At 72.8% G+C, this 14,912-nt stretch carries 11 protein-coding genes; 7 read left to right on the plus strand and 4 right to left on the minus strand.

All coding sequences use genetic code 11. From position 1 onward, the window contains the following. Positions 1-117 precede the first annotated feature (117 nt). Both ABEA43_RS39305 and ABEA43_RS39310 read left to right on the plus strand, forming a co-directional pair. Positions 118-777 (plus strand): SDR family NAD(P)-dependent oxidoreductase, encoded by a 660-nt coding sequence (locus ABEA43_RS39305; RefSeq protein WP_345570132.1) that lies wholly within the window; start codon positions 118-120, stop codon positions 775-777. A 194-nt stretch (positions 778-971) separates the two neighbouring features. Further along, entirely contained in the window at positions 972-2,111 is a 1,140-nt protein-coding gene (locus tag ABEA43_RS39310; RefSeq protein WP_345570133.1) for a DUF8189 domain-containing protein, read from the plus strand. A gap of 21 nt (positions 2,112-2,132) precedes the next feature. Here ABEA43_RS39310 and ABEA43_RS39315 read toward each other — a convergent pair whose 3' ends face one another. Together ABEA43_RS39315 and ABEA43_RS39320 are read right to left on the minus strand one after the other, a co-directional pair. Next, positions 2,133-2,900 carry an SDR family oxidoreductase gene (locus tag ABEA43_RS39315; protein WP_345570134.1) on the minus strand — a complete coding sequence of 256 codons (768 nt, stop codon included), beginning with the start codon at positions 2,898-2,900 and terminating at the stop codon, positions 2,133-2,135. 122 nt (positions 2,901-3,022) lie between these two features. Then, the gene (locus tag ABEA43_RS39320) at positions 3,023-5,794 is read right to left on the minus strand and encodes a helix-turn-helix transcriptional regulator (RefSeq protein ID WP_345570136.1); all 2,772 of its coding nucleotides are present in this window, start codon (positions 5,792-5,794) and stop codon (positions 3,023-3,025) included. 122 nt (positions 5,795-5,916) lie between these two features. Here ABEA43_RS39320 and ABEA43_RS39325 point away from each other — a divergent pair, with 122 nt between their 5' ends. Further along, a complete protein-coding gene (locus ABEA43_RS39325; RefSeq protein ID WP_345570138.1) occupies positions 5,917-7,551 on the plus strand; it encodes a tannase/feruloyl esterase family alpha/beta hydrolase in 1,635 nt (544 codons plus the stop codon). Between the two features lie 99 nt (positions 7,552-7,650). Then, complete coding sequence (locus tag ABEA43_RS39330) at positions 7,651-8,397, plus strand: SDR family NAD(P)-dependent oxidoreductase (protein WP_345570139.1); 747 nt, start codon at positions 7,651-7,653, stop codon at positions 8,395-8,397. Here the strand turns inward: ABEA43_RS39330 and ABEA43_RS39335 are convergent. After that, positions 8,369-9,070, minus strand: coding sequence for a sigma-70 family RNA polymerase sigma factor (locus tag ABEA43_RS39335; protein WP_345570300.1), 702 nt, complete (start codon positions 9,068-9,070; stop codon positions 8,369-8,371). The genes ABEA43_RS39330 and ABEA43_RS39335 overlap by 29 nt on opposite strands. Before the next feature lie 255 nt (positions 9,071-9,325). Between ABEA43_RS39335 and ABEA43_RS39340 the strand changes: the two genes are divergently transcribed. Genes ABEA43_RS39340 through ABEA43_RS39350 form a run of 3 tightly spaced genes read left to right on the plus strand, consistent with a single transcriptional unit; the run spans position 9,326 to position 12,108 of the window. Further along, entirely contained in the window at positions 9,326-10,288 is a 963-nt protein-coding gene (locus ABEA43_RS39340) for an alpha/beta hydrolase (RefSeq protein ID WP_345570140.1), read from the plus strand. Then, entirely contained in the window at positions 10,285-11,004 is a 720-nt protein-coding gene (locus tag ABEA43_RS39345) for an alpha/beta fold hydrolase (protein ID WP_345570141.1), read from the plus strand. The genes ABEA43_RS39340 and ABEA43_RS39345 overlap by 4 nt, the downstream gene beginning before the upstream one ends. Positions 11,005-11,052: 48 nt before the next feature. Beyond that, complete coding sequence (locus ABEA43_RS39350; protein WP_345570143.1) at positions 11,053-12,108, plus strand: ferritin-like domain-containing protein; 1,056 nt, start codon at positions 11,053-11,055, stop codon at positions 12,106-12,108. 8 nt (positions 12,109-12,116) lie between these two features. On the opposite strand, the gene ABEA43_RS39355 is transcribed toward ABEA43_RS39350, so the two are convergent. Then, positions 12,117-14,879: an AAA family ATPase gene (locus ABEA43_RS39355; RefSeq protein ID WP_345570145.1), complete on the minus strand. Its 2,763-nt coding sequence runs from the start codon at positions 14,877-14,879 to the stop codon at positions 12,117-12,119. Positions 14,880-14,912: the final 33 nt, after the last annotated feature.

A 14,912-nucleotide genomic window follows, 5' to 3' on the forward strand; every position in this document is an offset into this window, starting at 1 on the left:
TTAGAAGCGAATACGCCCTCGCATGACACCCGTCCGGCGCGCTGCACGGCACAGCGGTGGACGGCCGTGACGGCGACGGGAGATCATCGGTTGCCGCCACGTCGAGAGAGGGCTGTCATGGGACATGTGCTGGTGACCGGGGCCACCGGAGGGATCGGGGTGGCGCTGGCCGGCGCACTCGTCGCGGCCGGGCATCGGGTGACCGCCGTGGGGCGCGACGTCGCGCGGCTGGACGTACCGGGGATCGAGGCGGACCTGGCCGAACCCGGGACGCTGGCCGCCGCCCTGGGCACGCTGGAGGACGTACAGGCGCTGGTGCATTGCGCGGGGATCTCTCCCGTCGCGGCCGTCGCCGACGCCGGCCCCGAGACCTGGCGGCGGACCATGGCGGTGAACGTGGCCTCCGCCGCCGAGCTGGTACGACTGACGCTGCCGGCGTTGCGGCGCTCCAGAGGCCACGTCATCTTCGTCAACGCCGCGCCCGGGATGACCGGCGTGCCCCGCTGGTCGGCGTTCGTCGCCAGCAAGGCGGCGCTGCGGGAGCTGGCCGAGTCCCTGCGCGAGGAGGAGGCCGGCCATGGGATACGGGTCACCACGATCTATCCGGCGGCGACGGCGACCGACCTGCTGGGCGAGGTCAGGAGCGCCTTCGGGCGCCCGTACGATCCCGATTCGTGCATCCGGCCGGAATCGCTGGCGGAGATGATCGTCTGGGTGCTGAACGCGCCCGCTGACGCCTACGCCTGCGAGCTGTCCGTACTGCCCACGCCCCGCTGAGCACCCGCCGGCCTCCGAACGGCCAGCGAGAGGACGAGGAGAGCCAGCCCGGCCGCGGGGGCCGGCGCGAGCGCGGCCGAGGCGCCCCACGCGTCGGCGGCGCGCCCGGCTGACGTAAGGGGCTCGTAAGATCCGCACGGGGGCGTTACGGCGAATCGGTGGTCACTTCCTCGCTTCGACGAAGGGACCACCCGATGAGGCATCCACGCCGATCCTTTGCCACGGCCGCCGTACTGGCCGCCGCGGCGGGCCTGCTGGCCTTCGGCTCACCCGCTGTGGCGGCGGTTCCGCCGCCGCCCGCGTACGCCGCCGACCTGCCCAACCTGAGCACCCCGCAGGTCGCCTACGACAGAACCGCCACCCAGTCGTCGAGAGGGGTGACCGCGCGTGGCGCCGACGGCTCGCTGTTGTACAGCACCCGCTCGGGCAACGCGTTCGGCCCCCTGCAGTCCCTGGGCGGGGTCATCGTCGGCGACCCGTCCACCGTGGTCACCTCCCGCGGCACCGAGATCTACGTACGCGGCACCGACGACCAGGTCTACACCAACACGGTCGCCCCGTCCGGCGCGGTCACCGGCTACTCCCAGGTGCCCGGCCTGACGGTCACCGGCGAGGTCGAGTCGATCGTCCCGATCGACGAGCCGGCGGGCAGCGTACGGCTCTTCGCCCGCGGCACCGACGGCGCGGTGTGGACCAACGTCCGCCGCAACGGCGCGTGGGCCGGCTGGAGCAGCCTCGGCGGATTCGCCACCAGCGACGTCACCGCCAGCCGCCTGATCAGCAGCATCGGCGGCAACGTCCGGATCTTCATCCGGGGCGCCGACCACCGCGTCTACGAAGGCAGGGTGGGCCCGGCCACCGTCACCGCCTTCCGGCCGATCGGCGAGATGCGCGTGACCAGCAACGTCGCGGTACGCGAGGACGTCGCGATCAACGGCCTGGAGATCTTCGCCCGGGGCGAGGACAACCGGGTGTGGACGATGAACCTGTTCGTCACCGGCTCCACCTGGCAGCCGCTCAACGGTCTCACCGCGGCCAGCGACATCGCCGTCAGCACCGACTTCCTCTACGTCAGAGGACCCGACAACGCCGTCTACGCCAGCCGGCGCAGCGGCGCCGACGGCAGCTTCGGCGCCTACGAACGTGTCGACGGCGAGGCGAGCGGCAACCCGGCGGCCTTCGCCCTCGCGCCCAACGGCGGCCCGCTCACCCAGTTCCTGCTGGTCCGCCAGCCCAGCGGAGCCCTGGCGCTCAACCTCCGGCCGTTCAACGGCGGCGTGCCGGCCAGCCCGTTCGGCGGCTACACCCCCATCGCCGGCCCCGCCGTCGACTGAGGTGTCCCGACGGGGGCGCGGCTACCACGTCTGGTCGCCGGCACGGACGAGCATCTCGTTGACGGCGACCCGCCGCTCCCGCGTGACGATGTAGCTGATCGCGTCGGCGACGTCCTCAGGACGCAACGCTTCGATCCCGTCGATCTGCCGGCGGGCCGCGTCCCGGGTGGTGTCGCTGACGTGATTCACCAGCTCGGTGTCCACGGCGCCTGGCTCCACCACGCTGACCCGGACGCGTTCGCTGAGCAGCTCCTGACGGAGCGATTCCGCGAACGCGTTCAGGCCGGACTTGGTGAGGGCGTACACGCTGCTTCCCGGCCGGGCGGCCCGCCCGGCCGTCGAGCTGACGTTCACCAGATCCGCGACCTGACGCGGGGAGGTGGACGCCGCGTAGATCAGGTGCGGGACGGCGGCGTGCGTGACGTGCAACAGCGCCGCCACGTTGAGCGCGATCATCCGATCCCACTCCTCGACGGTGGTGTGCAGCGCCGGGTTGAGCAGCATGATCCCGGCGTTGTTGACCAGGACGTCCAGGCGCCCGAACCGGTCCAGTGTCTCCTGCACCACGTCGTCGGCGCGTCCTGGCTCGGTGATGTCGGCCGCCACCGCGACCGCCTCTCCGCCCAGCTTCGCGATGTCGCTCGCGACCTGGTCCAGGCGGTCGCGGCGGCGGGCGACGAGGGCGACCGCCGCGCCCTCGCGGGCCAGGCGGCGCGCGGTCGCGGCGCCGATCCCGCTGCTGGCGCCGGTGACGAGCGCGACTGCTCCGTCCAGCGGCCGATCATGCATGACTGCCTCGATTCCCTCTGCGCCCGGGCGAATTGCCGGCACGACGAGATTCGCGCAGCCGGCCGCCGCGTCGCACCAGGGAGTCTCACTGGTGCGACCCGGGCTAGGGAGACCGGGCAGGATCAGCCGGGACCGGGGAAGGCCGCGGGCGCGGGCGGCAGGGCGTCGCCGAGCTCCCTTCTGGAGCTGATCCCGAGCTTGGCAAAGATCTTGCGCAGGTGCCACTCGACCGTACGCGGGCTCAGGAAGAGCCGGGCCCCGATCTCCGGGTTGGACAGGCCGTCCCGCACGAGCAGGGCGATCTGCGTCTCCTGCGCCGTCAGCTCCTCACTCGCCGAGGCCCCGTTCTTGCGCTTGCGGACGGTCTCGCCCGTGGCGAGCAGCTCGCGGCGGGCACGCTCGGCGAACGCCTCCATCCCGATCGACACGAACATCTCGTACGCGGTACGCAGGTGAGCCCGCGCCTCGGCCCGCTGCCGGTCCCGGCGCAGCCACTCGCCGAACAGCAAATGAGCGCGTGCCAATTCGGGGCGCAGGATCGTCCGGCCCAGCCGCTCGATCGCCTCGCGGTAGAGGTCGTCCGCGGCGTCGTCGGCGCTCAGCAGCGCGCGGCAGCGAGCCAGGATGCCCTGCGCCCAGTCCGTGTCGCACGGTTCCGCCGCGTCCGCCAGACCTTCGAGCGCCCCGCGGGCGGCCGTGTCGTCTCCGGTGCGCGCCGCCGCCTCGACGACCTCGGGCAGCGCCCATTGGGAGACGATCAGGTTGGCGCTCCGGGTGGTGGCCAGGGCCGCCGGCAGCGCGAGCCCGTACCGGGCGAGGCCGTTGTAGAGGACCGCGGCCGCCCAGTGGGCGGACGCGACGCCGTTCAGCTGACCACTGGCGCCGGCCTCCTCGATCGTCGCGGCGATCAGCGCCGCGGCCTCGTCCTCCTTGCCCTGCATCGCCGTCAGCAGGAGCCGGGTGTGCTGCGTCATGGGCACGCCCGTCGCATCGGCGACGGCGTCGGACTGGGCGACGAGCGCGGACGCGGCGGCGAATTCGCCGCTCAACGAGACCGGTATCCCGAGCGCGTGGAGATAGATGGGCAGCTCGGACAGGGCGCCGGCCGCGCGCACCGCCTCGACCGCCCTGGCGGGCGTCCCGGGCATGAACCGGTCCTCCCAGACGAGCGCGCTCACGCCGCAGGCCGCCCAGCCCCATTTCAGGAAGTCCTGCACGGGATAGTCCGTGAGCGCGGTCTTCGCCTTGCGCAGCGCGGGAAGCGCGGCGCTCCGGCCGTCGGTGATGAGCAGCGCGTAGCCTTCGAGCACGAGGTCGAGGGCACGTGGACCGCCTTCGGGGGCGGGGAGGTCCCGCATCGCCCGGGAGATGGCCAGCAGGCTGTCCCGGTTCGCGGCGCCGAAGGACGCCGAACCCCAGGCGACGAGGTACGTCTCCCGCGCCAGGTCCATGTCGAAGGGCTCCAGCCGTTGCGCGGCCGCCAGCAGCATCAGCGGCGCCTCGTTGTTGAAGCCGGCCGCGAACGTGATGTGACCGCGGGTCAGATCGGCTCGCACGCGCTGGAACTCGCTCTGGGCCTCTTGGTCGGCGAGGTCGGCGCAGCGGCGGGCGGCCTCGATGTCGCCCGCCCGGAGGCTGGCGTCCGCCGCCGCCAGGGCACGTTCGGCGCGCCGTGAGGTGTCGACGGTCAGCGCCACGGATCGCTGCAGGAACGCCGCGGCGGCGGCGACCCCGCCGCGGGCCTGTGCCCGGCCGGCCGACCGTTCCAGCTCGGCGGCGACGCTCTCATCGGGCGCGGCCGTCGCGGACGCGAGGTGCCAGGCGCGGCGGTCCGGGTCGGCCTGGACGTCGGTGACCTCGGCCAACGCGAGATGGACTGCCCGGCGGTCCTCCTCCTTCGCCGACCCGTACACGGCCGACCGCACGAGCGGGTGGCGGAAGATCACCCGTACGTCGAGCTCCAGCAGCCCGTCCGTCCCGCTGGCCAGGGCCGTCGCCGGTGTGACGCCGAGCCGTTCGGCGGCGCGCCAGATCAGCGAAGGATCGCCGACCGGCTCGGCGGCGGCGATCAGCAGCAGTAACCGGGTGTGCTCGGCCAGGCCCTCGATCCGGGCCAGGAAGCTCTGCTCGATCCGGCCCGGCAGCGTGTCGGCGTCCAGGAGGCCGAATCCGCCCGCCGTCCGGGTCACGGCGAGCTCACGGCGCAGCTCCAGCAGGGCGAGCGGGTTGCCCCTGGTCTCGGCCACGAACCGATCGCGGATCTGCTGATCGATCCGGACGTGCGTCACCGAGGCCAGCAGCGCGTGCGCGTCCGCGGCGTTCAGCCCGGTGACCTCCAGCTCCGGCAGTCCGAGCAGGTCCTGAGACCGCTGGCGGGAGCCGAGGACGAGGGCGACCGACTCCGCCAGCAGCCGCCGGGCGACGAAGCCGAGGACCTGCGCCGAGGCCCGGTCCATCCACTGCGCGTCGTCGACCACGCAGAGCAGGGGAGTCCCCTCCGACGCGTCCGACAGCAGGCTCAGCACCGCCAGCCCGACCAGGAAGCGTTCGGGCGGCGTGCCCCCGCGCATCCCGAACACCGTCTTGAGCGCGTCGCGCTGCGGCTCGGGAAGGTTCTCCAGCCGGTCCAGCAGCGGCGCGCACAACTGGTGCAGGGTGGCGAAGGCCAGCTCCATCTCGGACTCGACGCCGACCGCGCGCAGCACCCGCATGCCGGTGGCCGAGCTGCCCGCGTAGTCCAGCAGCGCCGACTTTCCGACTCCCGGCGCGCCGTGCACCACGAGCACGCGGCTCTCGCCCACGCGGACGGCCGCGATCAGCTGATCGAGGAGATCACACTCCGGCCCCCGGCCGAGCAGCCCGGCGTTCTCACTGCCCCGCTTACGTTGAGCCACAATCCCCCGTTTCATCCCTATTGCACGACTCTGAATACACCAGAGACACACCCCAGGCCAAGCTCCCCCTTGATCCCCGGCGCCGGTGCCGAGGCAGTCCTGCTTATGATCACACTGGACCCATGAAGCGACATATCACCATTTCCGCGCTGACCGTGTCATGCCTCGGCATGTTGCCAGGCCCCTCGCCGGCCGCCGCGGACTCCGGGCGTACGACCATGATCGACGCTGCGACCAGGTGCGCGTCGCTCGCGGGGTTGCGCGTGGACGCCGCGGACATCGGCCTGCCCACCCGCGGCGGCGAGGTCGGCTCAGCGACGCTCAGCGGCGCCGACCCGGCCGCAGGCCGCCCCGAGTTCTGCCTGGCCCGGGGCCGGGTGCGCAGCTTCGACACCACGGCACCGGACATCAACTTCCAGGTCAACCTGCCCACCTCGTGGAACAGGAAGTCGGTGCAGTTCGGCGGCAGCGGCTTCAACGGAACCGTGGTGACCGGGCTCGACGTGGCCCCCGGGCTCGTCAACAGCGACCCGGCACAGGGGCAGCCGCCGATCAACCGGGGCTACGCCACGTTCGGCAGCGACGGAGGCACCGCCGTGGGCGCGAGCCCCACCGGGTCCTTCGCCTTGAACAAGGAGGCGCTCGCGAATTGGTCGGGGCAGAGCGTCAAACGCACCCGTGACGCCGTCATCGGCATCGTGCGGCATTACTACGGCGAACAACCTGGCAAGCAGTATTACGTGGGAGCCTCCAAGGGAGGACACGAGGGACTCGTCGCCGCCCAGCGATACGGTGCCGATTACCACGGGATCATCGCCTATTATCCGGCCATCGAGAATCAGGCGATGGTGCTCAGCTGGTACCACATGTGGCGACAGGCCTACAGCCGTCCCGGCGGCTATCTCGACCCCGCCGCGCAGCAACTGGTCGCCGACACCGTCTACGGCACCTGCGACGAGCTCGACGGCGCCGTCGACGGACTGATCTCCAACGTCCGGGGCTGCGACGACGCCTTCTCCGTCGAGTCGCTCCGCTGCCCCGGCGGAACCGGCGGCTCGGACTGTCTGACCGAGACCCAGATCCAAACTCTGCGGACAGCGGCCACCCGCCACACATTCGCTTTCCCCTTGGCGAACGGCGTCACCGGAATAGGCCCCTATCCCGTCTTGCGTGGCGCCGATCTCGCCCCTCTGATGCTCGACAGTGCGGGAAGTGGCGAAGCGACCGGCTACCACTCGCTCTTCGGCCCGGTGATCCGCTACTTCATCGAGCAGGACGCCGGCGGATCCCTGGAGAATTTCGATTATCGGCAGTACGAGAAGCGCGTCAAGGAACTGTCCGGGCTGATCAACGCGACCAACCCCGACATCGACCGGTTCGCGCGGCACGGCGGCAAGCTCATCATCGTCCAGGGCACCACCGACATGGCGGTCCCGCAAACGTTGACCGACGCCTACTACGACCGGATGGCCGAACGCTACGGCCCATCGATCCGCCGCTTCGTGCGCTATTACGTCCAGCCCGGCTACGGCCACGGCTCCGGCCGCTTCGACCCGGCCTGGGACTCGCTCACCGCCCTGGACGAGTGGGCGAGCCGCAACAACCCTCCGGCCGCCCCGGTGGTGACCGACGCCAACCCCGGCACCGAGAACCGCACCCGCCCCCTGTGCGAATACCCGCTGTGGCCGAAGTACAAGGGCCACGGTGACGTCAGCCAGGCCAAGAGCTTCGTGTGTGCCGGCCGAGGGCGGCGCTGAAAGGGACTTTCGCGGCAGCGGTCACAAGCCTGGAGCCTGTCCGGTCTTAGCTGGCGACCGGGCGGCAACGAGGCGGCCCGGCGGACAAGGGGGATCGCGATGAAGCAGATGAGCCGCACTTTGGCGGGCAAGGTCGCCCTCGTCACCGGAGCGTCGTCGGGCATCGGCGAGGCCACCGCGCTGGCCCTCTCGGCGGAGGGGGCCGGCGTCGCGGCCGGGGCCCGGCGCGCCGACCGGCTGGCGACCCTGGCGGGCAAGATGCCCGGCGAGGTGCTGACCCTCGACCTGGACGTGATCGACCAGGAGTCGGTACGGGCCGCGGTCGCGAAGACCGTCGAGCGCTTCGGCGCCCTGGACATCCTGGTGAACAACGCCGGGGTGATGCTCGCCGGCCCGATCGCGGGTGCGGACACCACGGAATGGACGCGCATGATCGACACGAACCTGCTCGGGTCGATGTACACGGTCCACGCGACGCTGCCGCACCTGCTGGAGCGCAAGGGCACCGTCGTACAGGTCTCCTCGACCTCGGGCCGGATCGCGTCGGCCGGCAACGGCGCCTACGCCGCGACCAAGTTCGGCATCACCGCCTTCACCGAGGCGCTGCGGCAGGAGGTCACCGCCCAGGGCGTGCGGGTCGTGGTCGTCGAGCCCGGCTTCGTCGCCACCGAGCTGGCCGACCACGTCACCGACCCCACGATGCGGGCGGCCGCCCGGAGCATGGCCGCCGCCATGCGCACCCTGCAGCCCGGGGACATCGCCGACGCCGTCGTGTACGCGGTCACCCAGCCGCCGCACGTCGCGGTCAACGAGATCCTCATCCGTCCCACCGACCAGACCCGGTAGCCGGGCGGCCCCGCGCCGGAGCGACGTCGGCGGCGAGCAGTTCTTCGAGTTCGGCCAGGTCCCCGGTCTGCGCGGCGGCGAGGAACGTGCGTACGAGGCGCTGGTGCGTGGCTGCGCTCACCTGGTGACGTCGCTCGGTGGCGAGGTGTTCGCGGGCGCGCCGTACGAGTTGCCGCGCGTGATCTTCGCTCAGGTGGAGGAGCTCGGAGATCCGGCGGTAGGGGTAGTCGAAGGCTACGCGCAGGAGATAGACCGCCCGTTCCGCGGGGGTCAGCCTCTCCAGCAGCAGCCGGATCGCGGTGCCGGCGGCCTCGCCGCGTTCGGCGGCCGTGTCGGGGCCGGCCGCGTGGTCCGTCGTCTCGGGAAGCCAGGGGCCGGCGGAGGTCTCGCGGCGCCAGCGGGCGGATTGGGCGACGTTGATGGCGAGGCGCGTGGTGGTCAGCGCGAGGAACGCGGGCGGGCTGATGACGACCGAGCGGTCGGCGCGGGCCCATCGCAGCCACGTCTCCTGCACCACGTCCTCGGCCTCGCCCACGTCTTGCAGGATGCGCAGACCGATCGCGAAGAGCCGGGGTGCGGCACTGACGAAAGCCGAGGTGGCTCCGTCCCATCCGCTGCTCGACCGGTCATCGGCCTGCGCGGCGTGGTCGCTGTGCGACTCCAACAGGTTCATGGTCACGATCGGCTCCGTTCGCCCCCAGCATCCGGCGATGCCACTGCGATCACGGTCGCTTCCCGGGCCGCTCCGTCGCGCCCTGGGGAGAGCCTGGTCGGCACCCTGGTCCACGCCACTGGGGTACTGGGGCCCGCGCACCCACCGGTGTTCCCGCTGTCACGGATCCGAGGGCCACCCGGTCTAAGGGGGAGACGCGCCACCGACCGTGGCCGCCCCTTCAATCACGCACACGATGGAAACGGAGAATTCCGCATGAACGACAACGTCCTGGAGCCGGCGGCACAGGAGCTCGCCGAGGCGACCTCCAAGCCACCCTTCCTGTACGAGCTGGGCACCGACGGCGCCCGCAAGGTGCTGGACGACCTCCAGGCCGCCCCGATCGCCAAGCCGGACGTGGCCGAGAAGTGGATCACCGTGCCCGCCGGGGCCGGTGACGTGCGGGTGCGGATCGTCAAGCCCGCCGGCGCTACGGGGCCGCTCCCGGCCGTCCTGTACGTCCATGGCGGCGGCTGGGTGCTGGGCAACGCCGGCACCCATGACCGGCTGATCCGTGAGCTGGCCGTCGGCGCTGGGGCGGCGGTGGTGTTCGTGGAGTACGACCGTTCGCCCGAGGCCCGCTACCCGGTGGCGATCGAGCAGGCCTACGCCACCGCGCAGTGGATCACCCGGCACGGCGCCGAAGAGGGGCTGGACGCCTCCCGGCTGGCGGTGGCGGGCGACTCGGTCGGCGGGAACATGACCGCCGCGCTGACCATCCTGGCCAAGCGGCGCGGCGACGTGACCTTCCTGCACCAGTCGCTGTACTACCCGGTCACCGACGCGGCCCAGGACACCGCCAGCTACCGCGAGTTCGCCGACGGCCCGTACCTGACCGCCAAGGCGATGGCCTGGTTCTGGGACGCGTACACCACCGACCCGGCCCAGCGCGCCGAGATCACCGCCTCCCCGCTGCGCGCCACCCTCGACGACCTGGCCGGGCTGCCGCCGGCGTTCGTCGTCGTCGACGAGAACGACGTCCTGCGCGACGAGGGCGAGGCCTACGCCCGCAAGCTGACGCAGGCCGGCGTCCCCACCACCAGCGTCCGCTACAACGGCACGCTGCACGACTTCATGATGCTCAACCCGCTGCGCGGCACCCGCGCCGCGCGCGCCGCCACCGCGCAGGCCGTCGAGGTCCTCAAAACCGCCCTGAACACCGGAAAGGCACACGCATGAGCGAGCAGCCCGTCATCGTCCTGGTCCACGGCGCCTTCGCCGAAGCGGCCAGCTGGAACCGCGTCATCCAGCGCCTGCACGCCGACCGGCTGTCCGCCGTCGCGGTGGCCAACCCGCTGCGCGGCGTCGAGGGCGACGCCGCGTACGTGCGCGACGTGATCGCCGGTATCGGCCGCCCGGTCGTCCTGGCCGGCCATTCCTACGGCGGCATGGTGATCAGCCAGGCCGCGGCCGGCAACCCGGCCGTGCGCGCCCTGGTCTACGTCGCCGCCTTCGCCCCGGAGCCCGGCGAGAACGCGTTCCTGCTGTCCTCCAAGTTCGCGGGCAGCAGCCTCGGCGCCGCGCTGGAGGCCTACCCGGTCGCCTCCGGCGGCAACGAGTTCCGGATCGCCGCGGACAAGTTCCACGACCAGTTCTGCGCCGATCTCGACGCGGGCGAGGCCGCGCTGATGGCGGCGACCCAGCGGCCGGTGACCGAGCGGGCGCTGACCGACCCCCTGACGGCGGACGAGCCCGCCTGGCGCGCCATCCCGTCCTGGTTCGTCCACGGCGAGCGGGACCTCAACATCCCGGCCGAGGCGCTGCGCTTCATGGCCGGACGCGCCGGCTCCCGCGGCACCCACGAGGTCGCCGGCGCCTCGCACGCGGTCGCCGCCTCGCAGCCCGGCGCCGTGGCCGCCGTCATCCGCGACGCCGCCCGCCACGCGGAGGAGTGACGCCCATGCCCGCGAACCACCCCTTCTGACCACGGAGGCAAGACCCTGATGAAGAACCCGGAAGCTGCCGTCGTTCCCGGGCCGGCACGGATCGACACCCTCGGCAGCCTGCGTGAGCACCTGCAGTGGGCCGTCGAGCTGGAGCACGCGACGTTGCCCCCGTACCTGTGCGCCCTGTACTCCCTGGACCCGGAGCGCAATCCGGAGGCGACGGAGGTGGTGGGCAGCGTCTTCGCCGAGGAGATGCTGCACCTGGCGCTGGCCGCGAACCTGCTCAACGCCGTCGGCGGCCGGCCGCGCCTCGACATGCCGGAGATGCTGCCGCCGCATCCCCGGCGGCTGCCGCACAGCGAGGTGGAGCTGTCGCTGCTCCCGTTCGGCCAGGAGGCCCTGGAGATGTTCCTGCGCCTGGAACGGCCCGCACCGCCCGGCGCCCCGGCGGAAGCCGACGGCTACGAGACGATCGGGCAGTTCTACGCCGCGATCGAACAAGGGCTGCGCGATCTGTGCGAGCGTCTCGGCGAGCGGGAGGTCTTCTGCGGCGATCCCGCCCGCCAGGTGGGCGGCAGCCATTTCCGGCACACCGCGGGGTCGTTGTTCGCGGTGCAGGATCTGGAGTCGGCGCTGGGGGCGCTGGAGGAGATCGTCGAACAAGGCGAGGGCACGGCCAGGGGCGAGGTCTGGGACGGGGACCAGGACGTCTTCCACCCCGATCGGGACGAGGTCGCCCACTACTACCGATTCCAGGAGCTCGACCTCGGCCGGCGCTTCCGGCGCGGTGACACCCCGCGATCGGGGCCCACCGGCGAGCCGATCTCGGTGAACCTGGCCGCCGTGCGCCCGATGCGGCCCAACCCGCGGCTGTCCGATCATGCCCCGGGCAGCGCCGTCCGTACCGCGCAGGAAGAGTTCAACAGCACCTACTGCACCCTGCTGAACCAGCTGGAGCAGGCCTTCGACGGCGACCCGAAACTGCTCGGGGTCGCCGTCGGCACCATGTACGCGCTCAAGGCCCAGGCCGGCGCCCTGATGCTCATGCCCGACGAGGAAGGGGGCACGGCCGGCCCCACCTTCGACTACGTGCCACCGGAGCAACGCTCATGAGCCACCGGTCAGGGCCCGGCCGGCGGCCCCGGGTCGAGCTCGGCGAGCGCGGTCTTCAGCTCGGCGCGCCCCCTGATGCCGAGCTTCATGAAGACCTTGCGCAGGTGGTACTCGGCGGTGCGCGCGCTGATGAACAGCCGCGCGCCGATGTCCCGGTTCGTGAGCCCTTCGCGCGCGAGGCGGGCCACATTGAGCTCGTGGTCGGTGAGCCGCGCCGCGGACCCGTGCGCGCGTGCGCGCAACGTCTCGCCGCTCGCGCTCAGCTCGCGGGCCGCGCGCTCGGCGAAGCCGTTCAGGCCGATGCCCGACAACACCTCGTACGCGGCCCGGAACTGCTCGCGCGCGTCGGCGTTCCGCCCCTGGCGGACCAGCTCCTCCCCGTACAGCAGGCGGCAGCGCCCCACCATGATCGGGATCCGCTCGCGCTCGAAACGCTCGATCGCCTCCCGGTACAGGGCCTGGGCCTCGTCGCCTGCGCGCAGTTGCGCCTCCGCCATCACCAGGACGGCCAGCGCCCAGTTGGTCCCCACCGGCCGGGTGACGTTCGCCAGCCGCTCGAACGCCTCCTCGGCGAGCGCGCGCTCGCCGGTGTGCGTGGCCGCCTCCACGAGCTCGAGCAGCGTGCGCATCGCGTGGCTCAGCTCGTGCGTGTACGGCAGCTCACGGCGGCCGCTGGCCACCGCCTCGGCGAAGCGCCCCAGGCCGTTGTAGAGGATGGCCTCCCCGAAGTTGATCGCGCTCAGCCCGTACCCCTCGCCCCGCGCGAGCGCGTCGGGCCGGATCTCCTCCGCCAGGCGCTCCGCCTCGCCGGCCTGCCCTCGGTACGCCGCGAGGAAGAGCCGCCCGTACTGCGGCAGCGGGTGGCCCGTGACGTCCTTGATGGCGTCGATCTCGTCGCAGGAGGCCTCGGCCGCGCCCAGGTCGCCGTCGACCGTCTGCGCCACCATCAGCAGGCTCAGGGCGATCGGCAGCACCGTCACGACGCCTTCGGCGCGGGCGAGCTCGACCTGCCGATCGGCGAGCGCGCGGAGCGCGCGGGCGTCCCACAGGTCCTGCGCGGCGCGGGAGGCGAACCACATCCAGTGCAGCTCAAGGGAGTCAGGGGCCTGGTCGAGGAACGCGCGCTGCGCCCGGCGCAGGGTGCCGAGCGCGGCCTCCTGCCCCTTGGCGGCGAGCAGCGCCTGGCCGCGCAGGATCAGGTCCCGCGCACGGTCGGACTCCTCGCCGGCGGTCGCCTCCAGGATCGCGTTCGAGACGGCGGCCACCTGCTCGGCGTCACCGAGCCGGCCGCCGTAGATCGCGGCCGACAGCGCCTCGATGTAGGTGTCGCGGGCGAGCACCGGGTCGAGCCCTTCGAGGCCCTGCGCGGCGGCGAGGAGGTGCTGCGCCCCGCTGCTGTCGCGCCGTAGCGCGTATCCGGCGCGGGCGCGCAGCCGGGCGACGAGCGCCTCCTGCAACGCGGTGAGCGGGTGGTCGCCGGCGGTGTCGAGCAGGCGCAGGGCCGCGGCGGGCGCGCCCGCTTCGTGCTTGGCCTCGGCGGCCGCGATCAGCCGCTGCCCGCGGCCGACCGGCGCGGGCGTCAGCTCGGCCGCGCGCTCCAGGAACGCGCCCGCGGCGGCCGCCCCGCCCCGGGTCCGCGCACGCACGGCGGAGCGTTCGAGGTCGGCGGCGACCTCTTCGTCCGGGCGCAGCGTCGCGCTGGCCCGATGCCACGCCCGGCGATCCGGGTCGTGGTCGACGCTGGTGACGTCGGCCAGCGCGGCGTGGACGCGCCGCCGGTCCTCCGGCGACGCCGCCCGGTAGACGGCCGAGCGCACGAGCGGGTGGCGGAAGCCGACGCGCGTGCCGACGACGAGCGCGCCGGCGTTCCTGGCGGCGTCGAAGTCCTCCATGCCCAGCCCCAGTGCCGCGCTCGCCCGCCACAGCAGCCCGGGATCCCCGGTCGGATCGGCAGCCGCCAGCAGCAACAGCAGGCGCGCCGACGCGGGCAGCGGTTCGAGCTGCGCGACCAGGCTCTGCTCGATGCGGCTCTCCAGCGGCATCGCGCCGGTGAGGGCGAATCCGCCGGCGATCTCGGCCGGGCTCAGCGCCCGGGGCAGCTCCCGCAGCGCCAGCGGGTTGCCGCGCGCCTCCGCGATCAGCTGGTCGCGCACCCGCCGGTCGAGGCCGCCGGGGGCCGCGAGGCGCAGGAGCTCGCGCGCGTCGTCGTGGCCCACCCCTTTGACGACCAGCTGCGGAAGCCCGCCGAACGCCTCGCCGACCGTGCGCATGGCGAGCACGATGACGATCCCCTCGGCGTCGAGACGCCGGGCGGCGAACGCGACGGCGCGCGCCGAGGCCTCGTCGAGCCACTGCGCGTCGTCCACGACGCAGAGCAGCGCCTGGTCGCCCGCGGCCTCGGTGAGCAGCCCGAGCAGCGCGAGCCCGACGAGGAACGGGCTGGGCGCGGAGGCTTCGCGCAGCCCGAACGCCGCCTCGATCGCCTCGCGCTGCGGGGCGGGCAGCCGCCCGGCCGAGCTCATCATGTGCCCGCACAACTGCTGCAGCCCGGCGTAGGCCAGCTCCATCTCGGACTCCGACGCGACGATGCGCTCGGCCTGGACGCCGGTCGCGGCGCGCGCCGCCATGTGGTCCAGGAGCGCGGTCTTGCCGACGCCGGCCTCGCCGGAGACGACCAGCGCGCCGCTGTGACCGGCGCGGGCACGGTCCACCAGCGCGTCCAGCTCGGCCGATTCACGACGTCGTCCCCGTAGCGGCGTGGTCTCTGGCACGGTGTCACCTTCGCTGTGGTTTACCGATACATG

It is taken from the genome of Nonomuraea rosea, assembly GCF_039539705.1.
GTDB classification, from domain to species: Bacteria; Actinomycetota; Actinomycetes; order Streptosporangiales; family Streptosporangiaceae; genus Nonomuraea; species Nonomuraea rosea.

Coding starts and splice junctions, on each gene's coding strand:
- ABEA43_RS39305 (WP_345570132.1), top strand. CDS start 118: ATGGGACATGTGCTGGTGACCGGGGCCACCGGAGGGATCGGGGTGGCG.
- ABEA43_RS39310 (WP_345570133.1), top strand. CDS start 972: ATGAGGCATCCACGCCGATCCTTTGCCACGGCCGCCGTACTGGCCGCC.
- ABEA43_RS39315 (WP_345570134.1), bottom strand. CDS start 2,900: ATGCATGATCGGCCGCTGGACGGAGCAGTCGCGCTCGTCACCGGCGCC.
- ABEA43_RS39325 (WP_345570138.1), top strand. CDS start 5,917: ATGAAGCGACATATCACCATTTCCGCGCTGACCGTGTCATGCCTCGGC.
- ABEA43_RS39330 (WP_345570139.1), top strand. CDS start 7,651: ATGAAGCAGATGAGCCGCACTTTGGCGGGCAAGGTCGCCCTCGTCACC.
- ABEA43_RS39335 (WP_345570300.1), bottom strand. CDS start 9,070: ATGAACCTGTTGGAGTCGCACAGCGACCACGCCGCGCAGGCCGATGAC.
- ABEA43_RS39340 (WP_345570140.1), top strand. CDS start 9,326: ATGAACGACAACGTCCTGGAGCCGGCGGCACAGGAGCTCGCCGAGGCG.
- ABEA43_RS39345 (WP_345570141.1), top strand. CDS start 10,285: ATGAGCGAGCAGCCCGTCATCGTCCTGGTCCACGGCGCCTTCGCCGAA.
- ABEA43_RS39350 (WP_345570143.1), top strand. CDS start 11,053: ATGAAGAACCCGGAAGCTGCCGTCGTTCCCGGGCCGGCACGGATCGAC.